The organism is Nostoc sp. FACHB-152 (genome assembly GCF_014697475.1).
GTDB lineage: Bacteria > Cyanobacteriota > Cyanobacteriia > Cyanobacteriales > Nostocaceae > Nostoc_B.
The window spans coordinates 41,235-56,841 of sequence record NZ_JACJRV010000005.1; the positions used below are offsets into that span (position 1 = coordinate 41,235).

Below are 15,607 nucleotides of genomic sequence, written 5' to 3' on the forward strand. Positions count from 1 at the left end.
AGGCTTGTAACTCTGTCACCCTTCGGGTTCGCCACTTGCTTTATGCCGGGAAACCCGTCCACCGCAGTGGTCTCACCTGTAACCTATAACCTGTTACCTGCTATACAACTTCATAACTTGGCTCAGGGATAGTCGTGATTCAACACCCAATGTCAAGGGGGAGATATGACCACGAGATAAATGGTCAGATGCCGCACAGGCTATCATGGCGGCGTTGTCGGTACAGAATTTTAGGGGTGGGAATAAAACACGCAGGTTATGTTTACTAGCTGCGGCCTGCAAATGTTGCCTCAACCCGCTATTTGCTGCTACCCCGCCACCAACAGCAATCGTATTTAAACCGTAATCAAGGGCGCAGGCGATCGCTCTTTTGGTCAGAGCTTTTGCTACTGTTGTCTGAAAGCTGGCTGCTACGTCTGCTAAAGGCACAGGCTTGTTATCTTGCTCTAATTGCTGCACTAGCCTTAGCACAGCCGTTTTTAAGCCACTAAAACTGCCATCATAGCGATGATATCCTCCGCCAGGGAGCGAGACTTTGCCTTCTGGCAGGGCAAAAGCTTGGGGATCGCCTTGCTGTGCCAACTTGTCAATGACTGGTCCACCCGGATAACCTAGCTTTAACAACCGTGCCACCTTGTCAAAGGCTTCCCCCGCAGCATCATCACGGGTTTCTCCTAAGGTTTCGTACGTACCACACTCTTTTACATAAATCAAGCTTGTATGTCCGCCTGAAACCAGTAAGCTAAGAAAAGGGGGATCTAAAGTTGGCTCACTCAAGTAAGTCGCGTAAATGTGGCCTTCGAGGTGATGAACTCCCAAAAATGGTTTATTGTGTACCATTGCTAAAGTTTTGGCAGCAGTTAATCCCACCAATAACGCTCCGACTAACCCAGGAGCGCAGGTGGCAGCTATACCATCGATTTTTGACCAGTCTAACCCGGCTTGTTCTAGAGCCTGAGCGATCGCTTCATTTATCGTTTCTAAATGCTGACGCGATGCTACCTCTGGCACAACTCCACCGTACTGTTGATGCACTGGAATTTGTGAAGCAATAATACTGCTGTAAACTTGACGATTGTTAACAATTGCGACGGCAGTTTCATCACAACTTGTTTCGATTGCTAAAACGGTTGCCATACCAGGGTTCATCCAAATACCGACTTGGTTGAGAAGCTTTAACTTTTATTTACTTAAACTTTACTCGGTTCCCAGGCAAGAGTATGATGACTTGCTAGTTAGCCAAATAAAGGATGTACAAGCCGCTTCGTTTTGTACATAAAACTTTTTCTTTTGTAATAAAAGGAAACAACTCCATGCGACGATTGTTTGCTTTGATTTTAGCGATTTGTCTTTGGTTCAATTTTGCTCCACCAGCTAAAGCTTTAGGAGCTAACCTGACACCTTGCCGAGACAACCCCGCATTTCAAGCATTAGCTCAAAATGCCCGGAATACTACTTCTGATCCCCAATCAGGTCAAAAGAGATTTGAGCGTTACGCTCAAGCTCAGTGTGGCCCTGAAGGCTACCCTCACTTGATTGTTGATGGTCGTCTAGATCGTGCTGGTGATTTTATCATTCCCAGCATTCTTTTTCTCTATATTGCTGGTTGGATTGGTTGGGTAGGTCGTGCTTACCTCATCTCAGTCAGAAAAGAATCTGACTCCGAACAAAAAGAAATCCAAATCGATTTACCTAGAGCATTACCCATCATGCTTTCAGGTTTCGCTTGGCCAGCAGCAGCTTTGAAAGAATTCCTTTCTGGTGAATTGACTGCTAAAGATACAGAAATTCCTGTTTCTCCTCGTTAATTCAGCATCACTAATTCATTGTTCTTGGAGGCTAAATACATGGCTGAAAAAACCGATCAATCATCCTATTTGATTAAATTTATTTCCACAGCACCAGTTGCAGCTACCATCTGGTTGACAATTACAGCAGGTATTTTGATTGAGTTTAACCGCTTTTTTCCAGACCTACTGTTCCACCCAATGCCATAAGCAGCGCATTGAGATTTTACGACTGTTGCACGTGTAATTGAGAGGCAAACATAAAATTATGGCGCAAGCAGTAGATGCATCCAAAAATTCGCCGAGCGATCCTAGAAATCGGGAAGTAGTTTTTCCCGCACATCGCGATCCTCAGATAGGCAATCTTGAAACTCCAATTAATTCTTCTCCATTGGTCAAGTGGTTCATTAATAACTTGCCAGCTTACCGCCCTGGTCTTACTCCTTTCAGACGTGGGCTAGAAGTTGGGATGGCACATGGCTACTGGATATTTGGCCCCTTCGCTAAATATGGCCCCCTGCGTAATGCTCCTAATGCTAACTTAGCTGGATTATTGGCGGACATTGGCTTAGTTGTGCTATTCACAGCCGCACTATCTTTGTATGCCAATAGTAATCCTCCCAAAGCCTTAGGTAGTGTTACTGTACCCAACCCTCCAGATGCTTTTCAATCAAACGAAGGCTGGAACAATTTCGCCAGTGCTTTCTTAATTGGTGGCATTGGTGGTGCAGTAGTTGCTTACTTCTTAACTAGCAATATTGCGCTGATCCAAGGTCTGGTCGGCTAATTTGGTTTTTGGTAATTGGTAATTAGTGATTAATGGAAGTTAATAATCAGAAATATAACTTTTGGTTATAACTTTCTAATTACTGATTACCATTTACCAAAATCTTATGGCAGAGAACAGGGAACAGGTTATAGATGAAAGATGACAGAGATAGACTATCTAATATAAAAATGTATTCTCACCATAAAAACATTTGAAGGACACATAATTCTATGTGTCCTTCATTATTTGGTGTATGAAATGCTTGGTTGTGATTATTCAAATAAAGCCGCTTCGATCGCCTGAATAGCAGTTTCAAAATCGTCATTCACGATTTGAACATCAAATTCATCAGCTGCTTCAATTTCTGCTTTAGCAATGGATAGGCGACGAGCGATCGCTTCTTCCGAGTCTTGGCCACGACCACGTATCCGTCTTTCTAATTCATCAAAGGAAGGCGGCAAAATGAAAATGCTGAGGGCATTAGGAAAGGAAGCGCGAATTTGCCTTGCCCCTTCCAACTCAATTTCCAGCACTACTAACTTACCCGAATGAATTTGGTTTAGCACAGCTTCACGCGGAGTACCGTAATAGTTCCCCGCAAATTCCGCCCACTCTATAAACTCACCTTGAGCAACCAGCTGTTCAAACTTATTACGATCAATAAAGTAATAGTTTTTGCCGTTGATTTCTCCAGGACGAGGAGAACGAGTTGTCGCGGATACAGAATAATAAAGTTGCGGATGACGCTGCAAAAGCGATCGCATTAAGGTACCTTTGCCGACTCCACTAGGGCCTGTTAAAACGATTAACTTGCCTGTAGACGGGCATTCTTCGGTGGTAGTAGCACTTTTCTGGATGGGTAAAACTTGCATCATCCGTTCAACCTGTGAATTAATCAGTAAACATGATTAGTGAGTTTATGTTCGTTGCCAGAGCTACCTCGACTAACGAATTTGTAGCACTGTAGCACTGGTGACATAACACCAGTTTAATTCACATGGTACTGCCGATATGGTGCAAATAATCTGAGTATTTGTCAACTATCCCTAGTTAATTATCTACCGCATGATGATCACGAGAAATCACGAAACGATTTGCTACCGTTTCTGGTTGAATCGCGGAAAGAATTACGTGGCTAGAATCAGTGATAATTACAGCCCTGGTTCGACGGCCATAAGTCGCATCAATCAGCTGCCCTCTGTCTCGCGCATCAGTAATGATTCGCTTAATTGGGGCTGACTCTGGACTAACGATCGCAACTACTCGGTTAGCCGACACAATGTTGCCGAAACCAATGTTTATTAATTGAATATCCATAAAATAACTGACACTAAATGTGACACTAGAATCCAGTAAGGACTTTATTTCCATGTTATCCATAAAAAACAGGAGTTACAACGCATCACATCTAGCCTGCTTTAGTTTTTATAGAGCAAACGCTTTTTTTTAGCTATTTATTTGCCAAATATACTGAAAATCATCCTAAAGACATATGCAGAACTACAAGAATGTAATCTAGTAGCGTTAGGAGTAGAGAGTAGGGAATAGAGAGTTGGATAGACAAACAAGAGAAGAACTAATCACCAATGACGATTGGCTATTGACTATTGACTTTTTTTTAAGTCCCGCCATTTTTGGCGTAATTGTTGCAAGTTAGGCGTATGACCACCATAACGCCAGCTAACATAAGCTTGACTAATTTCATCTATTACCTGCGCGGTGGCTGGGGCATGATGTTGATATGAAACTTGGGCATACTCTAGCGGTGTTTGTGCTGGATGCTTACCTAAACCTTTGGTTGTAGTCCATTGCAGCATTTGTTGATAAAGTTTTTCCATAGGTGGCAATTTACTCAACCACCTATGCTTTAACCACTCGCGCCACTGTACCCAACCTAGCCAACCAAAGAAAGCGATTGTAGTGGCTAAGGTTAAGCCAGTTAGCACACCTAGCCAACCTTGAGTGAATAAAGCAATAAACCAAGCGATCGCTTTTGTTACCCAGCTAAAGATTGCCCCAAATACATTATTAAGTAACCCAGTCACAGGTGTAGGTAGCCAACCAGCTACCCAATTCCAAAATTGACGCAAAACACTAAAAGTTTGCGAATCTTCTATTGATGGGGGTATTAAAGGATGGTTGGGAATTGGGTCAAAGGCAAACCACCCATAGTTGGGGAAATAAACTTCCGTCATCGCGTAAGCATCGGTGTTACGGACAACATACATCCCTGTAAAAGGATTAAACTCTCCAGGACTAAACCCCGCTACTAACCGCGCTGGAATACCAATGGAACGCAGCATCATGGTTAGTACTGTTGAGAAATGGTCTGGGTAGCCTCCTTTGTATTTGAACAAGAAAGCTTCTACTAAATCTTCTTTTTCTTCTAAATAAGGAAAATCGAAGGGATTTTCAGGAATAGAGTAACGTTGCTTGAGGTACTGCGCTAGGTAAAGTGCTTTTTCATAGGTTGAATCCAAAGTTTTTGAGACTCTAGATACATTGTCTCGACTGTAGTTAGCCAGAATTTCTTCAGTTAGCTGTCGGACTTTGGGGGCAATTTCTGGCGGAATTTGGAGATAGTATTTTTTAATATGCTGGGGATAGTCAGTAGTAGCTTTTCCTAACGCGGTACGATCGCGGTATGGTACTTCCGAGATGACGGTGTAGGTAAGGTCTTCAGATAAACCTACAGGTGATCGCAGTCCATCTTCTTTATCTACAGCGACAACTGGTGTGGGAAAATAGATTTCTTTGGGATAGGTCATCGCCGGAATCAAGTTCGGCAAATCTGCTACCACTGTGTAGGTTTGTACTACCTCTCTGGTTTTACCAGAGGTAGCAGGTGGAGACAGATAAATTTGATAAGACCAAGGCGATCGCTTGAGAGTGGTAACATCTTCATTGCGGGAAATTTCCCAACCTTTACCTGTGTAGCGATCAAATGCTAATACCCGCCAAAATCCTTCTGCCTGCGATCGCACCCGCATTACTACTTTGGGTGTCATGGTTCCCCGCAGGTTTTGATTCATCTGGCTATTAAAGCCGTAATAAAAATTATCGTCTATCTTGCCGGGTTGCCCAGCTTTGCCTTCACCTGTGCCACTACCTTGATTTTCGCCATTACCTTGGCGGACATAGCCAGGATTAATAATACTTTTTCCAGTAAACCCACCTTTGACTTCAATAGGTGAACTAACTGGAAATGTGCGTAACTGATAACCAGGGAATCGGGGTAAGATAGCAAAAATCCCTAACCCTAGCACAATAACTACAGTAAATAATAAAAAATAAAACGGTAATTTTGATGTTATTTGTAATTTTTGCTTTTTAACCGTTGGCTGAGTTAAACCCAGTTGAGAACGGTAATTTAGAACTAAAGTTGGTAAGGCGATCGCTAAAAATAAGAGTAATACAGGTGCAAACGCTAAAGTTTGACTTAGCGTTGCTGCCACACCCAATAAAATCAGTCCAATAACTATTGAATAACCCAAGTCCTTACGCCTGGGTATATCAAAGCTGTGGAGTATTTGAAGTTGAATTAATAACTCTGCTAAAGCCAGTCGCGTATCATTCAATTCTCCCAACAACCGCCCAAAGAATGCACCTAGTGCAACTAACATTCCAATGGCGATGCAAAATTTAACTGGAATATTGGGATGGCGACGATAACGGTAACTCCAAATCGCACCGACAACATTTAGCGGTACTGACCAAAGACTAAATTTGGTATTGGCGGCAATATCTACAGCCACCGTTCCCATAATTACCAGCCCTAACACGAACATCCGCAGGGAAATAGAATCTTCCACGGAAATTAAAGGCGACCCCTGGTTATTTTGCCGCCAATTAGCAACTATAGGTAGACGCGAAAACCGACTAATCCTGGATGAATTAAACATTTAAAGGGTAGCAATGGTGTAGATGCAGTCAAACAATTTTGGATTTTGAATTGCTCAATGACCCAATCTAAAATGGGCAGAGTAAAACTATCTACCTAGTTGTAGCTCATACCCTGCGTAAATTCCTATTCAGATAACTGTAACTCCCCGAAGTCAGTCTTTGGGAGTCTAATATTTTTAGCCCTAATGATCGTTTCAAAAACGTAGAAGCCCTAATGATCGCTTGTTAAAAAAGGCTAAGTTCCAAAACCACAATAATTTTTTTAATTTCTCAGCGTTCTTCAACCAATTATGGTAGCTTTGGTAACTTTGGCTAAGTCGTGGGATTAATCACAAACAACAAAGGCTGTTGATCTATTTCAGGAAACTCAACTTCTAATGTATAAGTTGGGTTAAATTCCTCACATGATAACTCGACATTCAAGCAGCCCGCACTTGAAGACTGAGCCATTGCCAAAGTACCATCTGCTCGCAATGTCACAATACCTTTGGTAGGTAAATCAGCCTGAACTTTTAACTGGGTTTGTTTACCGCGAGATTGGTATTCTACCCGCAGAGTCAAAAGACCCTCACTTGTAAACCATTGTCTTTCTACTACTGGACTGTTTGGTGTGACTGGTAGACTTAAATTTTCTAGCAGTTGTTTAGCGGCGAGTAGAGACAATGCCATTTGTTGACGTGGTTGTAGATCTGGATAATCGCTCTCGATATTGAGTTTGTGATCGAGAACATCCGCAGACCGATAGGTACTTCTCAGCACCAAACCAGCGATATCATTGATTGCCTGAGGCTCTTGAGGAAAGAAGCTTTCCACTGCTTGAACTAATTTAGCTCCCAAAGGCATCGAAGCAGTCAGCAGTGTTTGGCACTTTTCTAGCAATTCTCGAAAAACTTCTTCTGGCAGAGAAACAGGCAGATTCAGCTTAGATTGTTGTACCTTCCAGCCCCACGCAGGAACTAATGTGAGCGATCGCTCTTCCAAACGCTCAGGATATTCCATCATTTGTGTTTCCCAAGGAAACAAAGGTGGCTGGTTTTCGATTTCGGTTTGTAACCGACGCTTGAGTACGGCTTGGAAACGGTCTTGCACAGTAGGAATGTCTCCCAGTTTCAAGGTTTGGGGTTTCCCTCTCAACTTTGGCTCGCCACTGGCGAAAGTGGCGGCTTGTTTGAGAGAGTTATCAACCCCGTCAATCTCCTTAAACTCGCTCAATTTATCTTCACTGGTGTTGACATTATTTGCCAACAGCCACGTGAGTAATTGGTCATTTAAGGATTCTGAGTCACTATTCATGAGTAGATGCACCTGATCCGGACACTAATGAGTTACGAATTTCCCAAGCTTGCTCCAGAATCTTAAACCAGCGTTTTTGCAGTTGTGCCATTGATAACCCTAGAGTTTTGGCAATCTTATCGTCGGGTTGTCCTTGCTGCTTTAAGTCGAGTATAGACCGTTGTTTCTCGTCCAGTTGAGAGGTGTAGGCTTGCCACTGTTGCGGAGTTAACCCCAAATTTGTGTGTAGAGAAGCTTCTAACCATTCATGAACTAGTTCCCAACGGTGTAATAAAGCGAACCTAATCAAATGATACTTGAAGCGTTGTTGTAAGTAATCTCTCTGACGAGGGGTGAGATTTAAAATTGTCTCAATTTCTTGTGTTGATAAATCTTTAAGACGCAGGGAGAAGTAATCAGCACAATCAGATTGTTGTTTCTGCTCCAAATAATTCATTAATTCTGTAATCACAACCGAACGCAAAGTATCTTCTTCGGGTTCTGGTTCTGGTTGTGTCGCCATTGTGGAGCGTAATTGGTGTACTGCTGGCTCTTCCCAAGAACCATCGCCATCACTAGAGCTACCTTCAGCAGCTTGTTCTATATCTACGCTCGTTTCGGGGGGTTGCTGTTGAGAGAAGGTCTGCGCCCGCAGAATAATTAGCTGTTGCTGACGGCCTGGTAAAGGAATGCGGCGTTTACCATAGCGTTCGGTAAAGGCCATGTACTCGGCTAATTCTAAGAGAGTTTGTGGACGATAGGTTGTACCTAGTTGATTCTCCCGCCGGAAAGCGTTTAATGCTTCGAGATAAAAACTTTGTAGAAAATCTTCTATGATTGTTAGCCGCCCTTGATAGCTCAATTGCCGTTGGGGAGGATTAATGTAACGATAAATAATGGCACTTAAAGTACTGTGTAATTCAACTCTGCCTCTATTGGAACCTAACTGGTAGTATCGGAGACATTGTTGTAGGCGGTGTCTAGCTAGGGTCATTGCCGAGCTTTCGATAGCACCAGAAGCTTGGATGCGTTTACTTTCGCTGCAAATTCGGTATACTTCGGTAGTAATACGTGTTGCCACATCATGGCAATTTTGTTCTGAGGCTTTGGTTGATTGCCGAAGCTCCTTAAACAGGAGTTGAAATATCACCTCCACGCCGATAGTATGTTCTCCCAGAAAAGTTGTGGTTGGAATAGTTGCGGTTGCGGCTGAATTCATAGTCTCGGTGTTTAAAAGACCCTATACATAGAGATAACCTGTACGACTGTGGGTATTAGCTGTGTGTGTTTTGCTTATAAGCTAAATGCAGACCAATCATGTATGGAGGTATGACTGATTTTATTATTCCCAACTTAGAAGGGATTTTTCACACTTTGCCTTGCTATTACCCAAGAGTCGGTGACAAGTGATTATGGATGTAGAAACACAAATTCAATTGCTGATCGACAATGCACCCCGCGATGGTATTACACCACATCTTGTTGCAGCAATTGCTCCTGCTCTGCGCGCGATCGCTCAACAATTACGCCACTCCCAGTACTATATTCTCCAAAAAGAAGGAAACTGGGTCTTAACTACATTGAGCCACCGTGCAAATCCTGGATTGGAGAAGCAGGTGATTTACGCTTTTTCTACCATACAAGATGTTTCCCTAATTTCATCTGCTGGGCGAGACCCTCAGGTGGTGCCTACACCCATCGCTGCAACCCATATTTTGTTCCAATTAGTAGCGTTAAAACCCGTAGATAGCATAGTTTTTTTAGAAACACCGGGTACACTGAATAATGCCTTTGAAGTACAGCGTTCCCAGTTTGAAAAAATTCTTCAAAAACAGCTAAAACCAAAGCAGCCGCAACAGTCTAAAAATATCCCACCCAACATTGCTTAAAAGAAATTTGGAGTTGGAATTTTGGATACAACCCAATTTTCCAACTCCAAACTTTAACATTAAAAATTTACAATTAAAAATTTTTAATAAAGCCGACTTAATACATATTCGGTGATGTCGGTTAAAGCTTGCCGTGATGCTGACGGTGCAAGCACTGCAATATCTTCAGCTGCTAACTTCGCATGGTGAGCAGCCAATTCTCTTGCCTTCTGTATTCCTTGGCTATCTTGAATTAGTTCCAGTGCTTGCTCTAAATCTCCTTCCTGGGCAAATTGACGTTCAATCAGCACCTCTAGATATGGTTTTTCTTCTAAGGCAAATAGAACAGGCGCAGTGAGATTGCCACTCTTGAGGTCAGAACCCGCCGGTTTACCTAAAGTATCTGTGGTACTAGTGAAATCTAAAATGTCATCAACAATCTGAAACGCTAAACCTAGATTACGCCCGTAGCTATATAGATGCAGGGCGGTTTCTGGAGCAACTTCACTAAGTATTCCTGCTGCTTTAGCACTATTAGCAATTAGTGAAGCTGTTTTGTAATAACTCTTTTGAAGGTAATTTTCAATTGGCAAGCTACTATCAAAGCGGTTCATGCCTTGCTGAATTTCTCCAGTAGCCAGATCCATAATTACTTCTGAAAGCAGTTTTACTACTTCCAAATTATCCAAGTTTGCCAAATACCAGGATGATTGAGCAAAGAGAAAGTCTCCGGCTAGTACAGCAATGCGGTTTCCGAACAAGCTATGAACTGTAGGCACACCACGACGCATTTGTGATTCATCTACCACGTCGTCATGTACTAGGCTTGCCGTGTGAATCATTTCTGTGATTTCGGCTAGGCGGCGGTGACGCTGGGTAATTTCTTCTTCTAACATTGTCGCCCGCGATATTAGCAGGACGATGGCTGGTCTGATGCGCTTTCCCCCAGCTCCGAATAGGTGTTCGGCGGCTGCAAAAAGAATGGGGTGGCGATTGCCAACTAGCTGCTTGAGGTTATCGGCTAGTATTTGCAAATCTGCTTCCACAGGGGTGAACAGGGAGGTAGCTGGGGTCATGGATGGCCGGACTCTGGCTTAGGTTACGAAAGTTTACATATCCTATACTCATTTTAAGATAACCCTGTGCCAGCGCAAAGTTTTGATGAGAGAATACTTCTTCTTTCTCTGTAAAGTCATTACGGAAAGTAGATGCCGTTGCGCTCTCATCAAGGTATTTGGGCAGTTTTGGGATGGTAAAAGTTTTTTTAGTGCTAGATGAATTATGAGAAGCTATAGTTTTCGGTTAAGGCGAAAAGGGAAAAGGACGGATAATATCGTGTCCGGTGAGGGACTTCCAACTAAAAAATATCCAATCATGAGGGGTAGCAGAGGGAGCAGAGGAGAAAGATTCTAGAAATCCCCTGCCAAAAGGGATACAAGCTCCTACATTTATTTATGCTCAAAATAAAAGGGTGTAGGGCAAGCCACCCACCAGGGGGAGCCAGTCTCGTGGGCGGGTTTCCAACCGCCACTTGCTTCAACGGGGGGAACCCCCGCAAAGCAGTGGCTCGACTTGAGAGAACTGGCGTTGGGGTTTTAGCCTACCTTGGGAGACAAGGATTTTTTCGCCCACATTCGCGTAGCGTCTCCGCAGGAGAAGGGGCTTTATAAAAACATTTATTTCTCGCCGCGCTTCGCGTCTCAAAATAATACGTCCTTATTTCAAGCCTCCACATTTATGTATGGGGTTTTTACCCCTGCCCCCTTGTCCCTTGTCCTCTTCCTGACAGCGTATTTAGATAATTTTCAGTATTTCTCGCTTGCTTCTTCCTGATTCCCAATGTTCTGCTCACCTCAGTAATTCAGTGTATTCACTAGTATAAATTAGCCAAGTATCCTTGCTTACTGATTAAATAAGCATTGTTTCCTAAAGATTGCTTGCTTTTTCATAATAAATTTATATTTTCTTCTATTTGTGAAGGTAGTATTAAGCACAATATTAAAATATTACAGTTTGATTATTCCTCATAACTTTTGACACAAATAATATTTTTGACTAAATAAAAATCTGTTATGCCTTTGAATTTAGCCTGAGAAAAAATCCAAAAATTAGCCTCAAAGGTGGCTTAAAGTCAGGATCATTGTGTTACGCTAAAATGTAGGAATTTTAAATTTTTCAGGTATTGGCAATGTGAAGGTCAAGCACTTTTATGTGATGTTGCCTTCATACTGTTGGAAGTCCAAAATAGCTAATTGCTGTCAAATACTGACAAGAAAAAACTTCTTGTGGTTTTTTAGCGGCAGGTAAACTTCTTGGGATGGAGTTAGGCGGTATCCTTAAAGGAGTTCGCTTTCGGCTTACAGCTTGTGCTGCAAGTCGTGGTATATCCTACCACAGAGGCTTGAAAAAGAATAATGCAGACTAAACAAACTGCTGAGGAGCGCAGTTAATGATGCCGTTTGGCAATTTAACTGTTGTGGTGTTTGTAGTCTGCAAATAGCTCAATTGAATAGTTAGTTTGGCGACCGGAGAGTAATAGAACTTGACGGCAGAATTTAGTATAGAAAACCACGGCCATTAAGAATTTTCTTAAATGGTTGAGGTTCGATTAATTGTATGGAATTTTTTATTTTTCTGAAAAAAGTTGGTAGCACAATGATGTACGGAAATATGCCTATGATGATTTTTATTTTAGCTGCTGGATACTTATTCACAGTTTATTTATTATTAGCATTAGCAAAACGCAGTGGTCAAAAATCTGCTCCTCGAAATTTTGTACCTATAAATAACGAGAAACATCAACAGGAAGTTTCAGTAGAATCACAGGTGGCTGAGATGGTTAACAATCAAGAGTCAATAGTTACCTGAATTATGAAGTATGAAGTGTGAAATTTTGTACTTCATACTTCATTTTTTTTAGGAGAGTTGGGAGAATACTGTATTCGTTAAGTCTACGACTTCAACCATTGGCGTATGACCTAACCATTGAACTGCGGATTGAGCAAACTGTTGGGGACAACCGCTAACCATAAACCGAGTAGGTAATGGGGGATAAGTATTACTTAAGCCAAGTAAGTCTAACTCTTGATTACAAGCGGCGACGACATGAACAGCTGGGTCAACTAACTTGATATGAGCCGGAAGCAGCGATCGCAGTACTGGTGCTAAGTGAGGATAATGAGTACAACCGTAGACTAAAGTATCAATTTCTTGGTGAAGTAAAGGCTCTAAATAAGAACGTGCTACCTCAGTGGTGTAAGGGTCGTGAATGCGATTTTGTTCAATTAAGGGGACAAACTCTGGACAGCCAACTTGCCAGACTTGAACTTCAGGATCAATTTCTAAAATTGCTTGCTTGTAGGCATTACTTTTAGCGGTTGCAGGCGTAGCAATCACGCCAATACGCCTTCCTTGCTGCACCGCCGCCTTAGCACCAGGGAGAATTACTCCTAAAATCGGGATGTTAAATTCCTCTTGCACAATTTCTAAGGCGAGGGCAGAACTGGTGTTACAAGCCATAACCACCATTTTTACGCCTTGCTGTTGCATCCAGTCCAAAATTTCGCGGACATACTGGAGAATTTCGGCTTGTGAACGGATACCGTAAGGCAGTCTTGCTGTATCGCCAAAGTAAATAATCGATTCATTTGGTAGTTGGCGGTAGATTTGTCGTAATACCGTCAACCCACCCACACCACTGTCAAAAACGCCGATAGGAGCGCGTTGAGGTTCTTTATCAGAAAAATCGTAAAGATTACCTTCAAAGAGAGAAGATGAATACACAGGCAGATATTTATTTAGGTTTGGCATTTAAAATACAGAATTTAGCAGACAATTTGTGAACTGACCACTAAATTCTTGATACTTAAGAAGTTTACATCCGACCTCGTTAATTAAAAATTTGTACTATATTTTTAACTTAGCTGTATTCTTACCTTTGGCGGAGGTACTGGAGAATTCCACGAGCGATCGCATCAGCCATTCGGTTTTGGTACTCTGGTGAACCTAAGCGCGGATTATCTTCTCGACCAGTCATATAACCTGTTTCTACTAAAATTGAAGGCATAGAACTTTTTCTGAGAACATAGAAACGGGCTTTGCGTGTGCCTCGGTCTTTAATAGTGCCAATATCTTCAAGAATAGTCTTGCGAACTACTTCCGCCAGACTGTAACCGCTATCGTAATAATATACTTCTAAGCCATTAACATCAGGACGACTATCTACCGAATTCGCATGAATGCTGACAAATACAGTCGCATTTGCTCGTTCGGCAATATCTACTCTGCCTTGAAGTTCAACAAAAAAGTCGGCATCTCGCGTCAGAACAGCTTGTACACCATTTCGCTCTAAAATTGCACCTACCCGTTTACCAATGGGTAAAATAACATCCTTTTCTAATAATCCACCTAAACCAGGTGCGCCCGAATCTTTACCACCATGTCCAGGGTCAATCACTACTAGCAGTTTTCCTCTAGGAACTGGACGTGTTGCTGGTGGCGATACAGGTTGGGGAACATTTATATCTGGTAATTGACCGCTAGTTGATGGAATAGGTAAACCTACTGGCGGAGTAATTGAACGACTGCGCTGTAATTGTAAAGCCAACAACTGATTGCTGACTTGGTTAAGTTCCCCAATTTGTACCCCAGAAGCTGGTTGCAGCAAAACTGTTACGGAATCTTCTTGAGGTTGCAAACGCACTCGGAGGATAGGACTATTAGCATTAAAAGCTGGGCCGGTAACCCTCGGAGCTAACTTAGCATTAGCGATTGTAATGCGGAACAAACCAGAAGACCTATCCCAACCACCCTTGGCAGATATAGGTTTGTTAGAGCGAATTAAAAGTTGAGTACCACTATCAGCTAATTCCACAGCTTGAATTTGGGCTGGTGAGTCAGTAGCTTCAGAAATCACAGTGGCATCGCTATTTCCTGGTAATCTGACAACGCGGCTAGGTAGAAGTACGAATCCGCCAATACTACTAGTGCTTGCACGCCAGTCTGGACTATTTTGATCCACATACAAAGTCATGCGGACTGTTGGTTGTCTTGTTTCCAGTTGAGAAAATTGAATCCGACTGACACCGTAACGATTAATAGATAAATCTTGCTGCGCCAAAGTTGGTGATAAAGACGCGCCAGTGATATCAATATTAACTGCTCGTTTGTCGGAAGTGCGATTTACCTGAATTTGAGGATTACTGCTGCCGCCATTAGTACGCACAAAAAAACCATCCCCAGTGATGCGGACGCTTTCAAGTTGAGTTGTGGCGGCGGCGATGGTGTTACCAACAGGTCTGCGGCTTGGTTCTGTTCTGATGACACTGTAAATATTTCTGGGAGGAAACTGGGAATTAGATGTTGGAGGTTGTGGCTGTAGTGCAATATCTGGCGATGAGCCGACTGGCTCGGCTGTGGGTGTTGGTAATTGTACTATCCAGCGACTACCAGTGGTTGGGACAAACTTGACTTGTTGAGGGTCAAGGGTATAACCAGGAGCTAATTCTACGACAATCCGGGCTGTCTGCGGGTCAAATTGTCCAACGCGAATGGAGCGGACTCTTCCGCCGACTGGTTGTGTTAACTGCGGCCTGCCAAAGTTTGTGTCTGGCAGATCAATTACCAAACGTGTGGGATTAAATATCAGTTGTGCTGTGGGTTGAACAGCCCCCAAAGTATTAAATTCTAAGCGGTTTTGCTGGGCATCAAAACGCCAAGACTCCAGCTTTGCTGCTAAAGTTGGCGACGATAGTAAGAAGATAGTTCCAATAGTACCGGTTAGTAACCAGTGTAGTTTCACAGTCTTTTCTCCTAATTCACGTTTATGGGAGCCGTTATTTGTCAAGATATTGGTCAATCCTCACACCGTCACCGCCAGACTTGAGTTGTTTGATTCTGAAGTTTTCACAGTGTCTACTGCTAATCAGAACTTCTACGCCAGCCAAAAATCTTGATCGGGTATTCAACAATTAATGGCGCAAGATTTTAGCATGACCATCTGATTTTGC

General features: G+C 42.7%; 15 protein-coding genes. 6 read left to right on the forward strand and 9 right to left on the reverse strand.

The genetic code is table 11. The annotated features are described in order from the left end of the window. Positions 1–93 precede the first annotated feature (93 nt). Positions 94–1,137, reverse strand: a complete 1,044-nt coding sequence (gene tsaD, locus H6G76_RS06730; RefSeq protein ID WP_190697375.1) for a tRNA (adenosine(37)-N6)-threonylcarbamoyltransferase complex transferase subunit TsaD — start codon at positions 1,135–1,137, stop codon at positions 94–96. A gap of 176 nt (positions 1,138–1,313) precedes the next feature. Between tsaD and H6G76_RS06735 the strand changes: the two genes are divergently transcribed. The 3 genes from H6G76_RS06735 to H6G76_RS06745 are packed head-to-tail and all read left to right on the forward strand — an operon-like array spanning position 1,314 to position 2,574. Beyond that, complete coding sequence (locus H6G76_RS06735; RefSeq protein WP_190697378.1) at positions 1,314–1,808, forward strand: Photosystem I reaction center subunit III; 495 nt, start codon at positions 1,314–1,316, stop codon at positions 1,806–1,808. A 39-nt stretch (positions 1,809–1,847) separates the two neighbouring features. Continuing rightward, a complete protein-coding gene (gene psaJ / locus H6G76_RS06740) occupies positions 1,848–1,997 on the forward strand; it encodes a photosystem I reaction center subunit IX (RefSeq protein WP_190697381.1) in 150 nt (49 codons plus the stop codon). A 58-nt stretch (positions 1,998–2,055) separates the two neighbouring features. Further along, positions 2,056–2,574, forward strand: a complete 519-nt coding sequence (locus H6G76_RS06745; protein WP_190697384.1) for a photosystem I reaction center protein subunit XI — start codon at positions 2,056–2,058, stop codon at positions 2,572–2,574. A gap of 254 nt (positions 2,575–2,828) precedes the next feature. Here the strand turns inward: H6G76_RS06745 and gmk are convergent, their stop codons facing one another. The 5 genes from gmk to hetZ all read right to left on the reverse strand — a co-directional run bounded on the left by gmk (position 2,829) and on the right by hetZ (position 8,950). Further along, positions 2,829–3,431 (reverse strand): guanylate kinase, encoded by a 603-nt coding sequence (gene gmk, locus H6G76_RS06750; protein ID WP_190697387.1) that lies wholly within the window; start codon positions 3,429–3,431, stop codon positions 2,829–2,831. 175 nt (positions 3,432–3,606) lie between these two features. Continuing rightward, a complete protein-coding gene (gene remA / locus H6G76_RS06755; protein WP_190697390.1) occupies positions 3,607–3,873 on the reverse strand; it encodes an extracellular matrix/biofilm regulator RemA in 267 nt (88 codons plus the stop codon). 287 nt (positions 3,874–4,160) lie between these two features. Further along, on the reverse strand, positions 4,161–6,458 hold the full coding sequence (locus H6G76_RS06760; RefSeq protein ID WP_190697393.1) for a DUF3488 and DUF4129 domain-containing transglutaminase family protein: 2,298 nt from the start codon (positions 6,456–6,458) through the stop codon (positions 4,161–4,163). 313 nt (positions 6,459–6,771) lie between these two features. Then, entirely contained in the window at positions 6,772–7,752 is a 981-nt protein-coding gene (locus H6G76_RS06765; protein WP_190697396.1) for a PatU, read from the reverse strand. Continuing rightward, positions 7,745–8,950, reverse strand: coding sequence for a heterocyst differentiation protein HetZ (gene hetZ, locus H6G76_RS06770; RefSeq protein ID WP_190697399.1), 1,206 nt, complete (start codon positions 8,948–8,950; stop codon positions 7,745–7,747). The genes H6G76_RS06765 and hetZ overlap by 8 nt, the downstream gene beginning before the upstream one ends. A 193-nt stretch (positions 8,951–9,143) precedes the next feature. On the opposite strand from hetZ, the gene H6G76_RS06775 reads away from it, so the two are divergent. Then, a complete protein-coding gene (locus tag H6G76_RS06775; RefSeq protein ID WP_190697402.1) occupies positions 9,144–9,620 on the forward strand; it encodes a hypothetical protein in 477 nt (158 codons plus the stop codon). A gap of 83 nt (positions 9,621–9,703) precedes the next feature. Here the strand turns inward: H6G76_RS06775 and sds are convergent, their stop codons facing one another. Next, the gene (gene sds / locus H6G76_RS06780) at positions 9,704–10,675 is read right to left on the reverse strand and encodes a solanesyl diphosphate synthase (protein ID WP_190697405.1); all 972 of its coding nucleotides are present in this window, start codon (positions 10,673–10,675) and stop codon (positions 9,704–9,706) included. Positions 10,676–11,053: 378 nt separating this feature from the next. Here sds and H6G76_RS06785 point away from each other — a divergent pair, with 378 nt between their 5' ends. Then, complete coding sequence (locus H6G76_RS06785) at positions 11,054–11,269, forward strand: hypothetical protein (RefSeq protein WP_190697407.1); 216 nt, start codon at positions 11,054–11,056, stop codon at positions 11,267–11,269. A 1,006-nt stretch (positions 11,270–12,275) separates the two neighbouring features. Next, complete coding sequence (locus tag H6G76_RS06790) at positions 12,276–12,467, forward strand: hypothetical protein (protein WP_242056329.1); 192 nt, start codon at positions 12,276–12,278, stop codon at positions 12,465–12,467. 48 nt (positions 12,468–12,515) lie between these two features. On the opposite strand, the gene murI is transcribed toward H6G76_RS06790, so the two are convergent. Further along, positions 12,516–13,382 (reverse strand): glutamate racemase, encoded by an 867-nt coding sequence (gene murI, locus H6G76_RS06795; protein ID WP_190697804.1) that lies wholly within the window; start codon positions 13,380–13,382, stop codon positions 12,516–12,518. Between the two features lie 148 nt (positions 13,383–13,530). Continuing rightward, positions 13,531–15,399: an N-acetylmuramoyl-L-alanine amidase gene (locus H6G76_RS06800; protein WP_190697413.1), complete on the reverse strand. Its 1,869-nt coding sequence runs from the start codon at positions 15,397–15,399 to the stop codon at positions 13,531–13,533. Positions 15,400–15,607 lie beyond the last annotated feature (208 nt).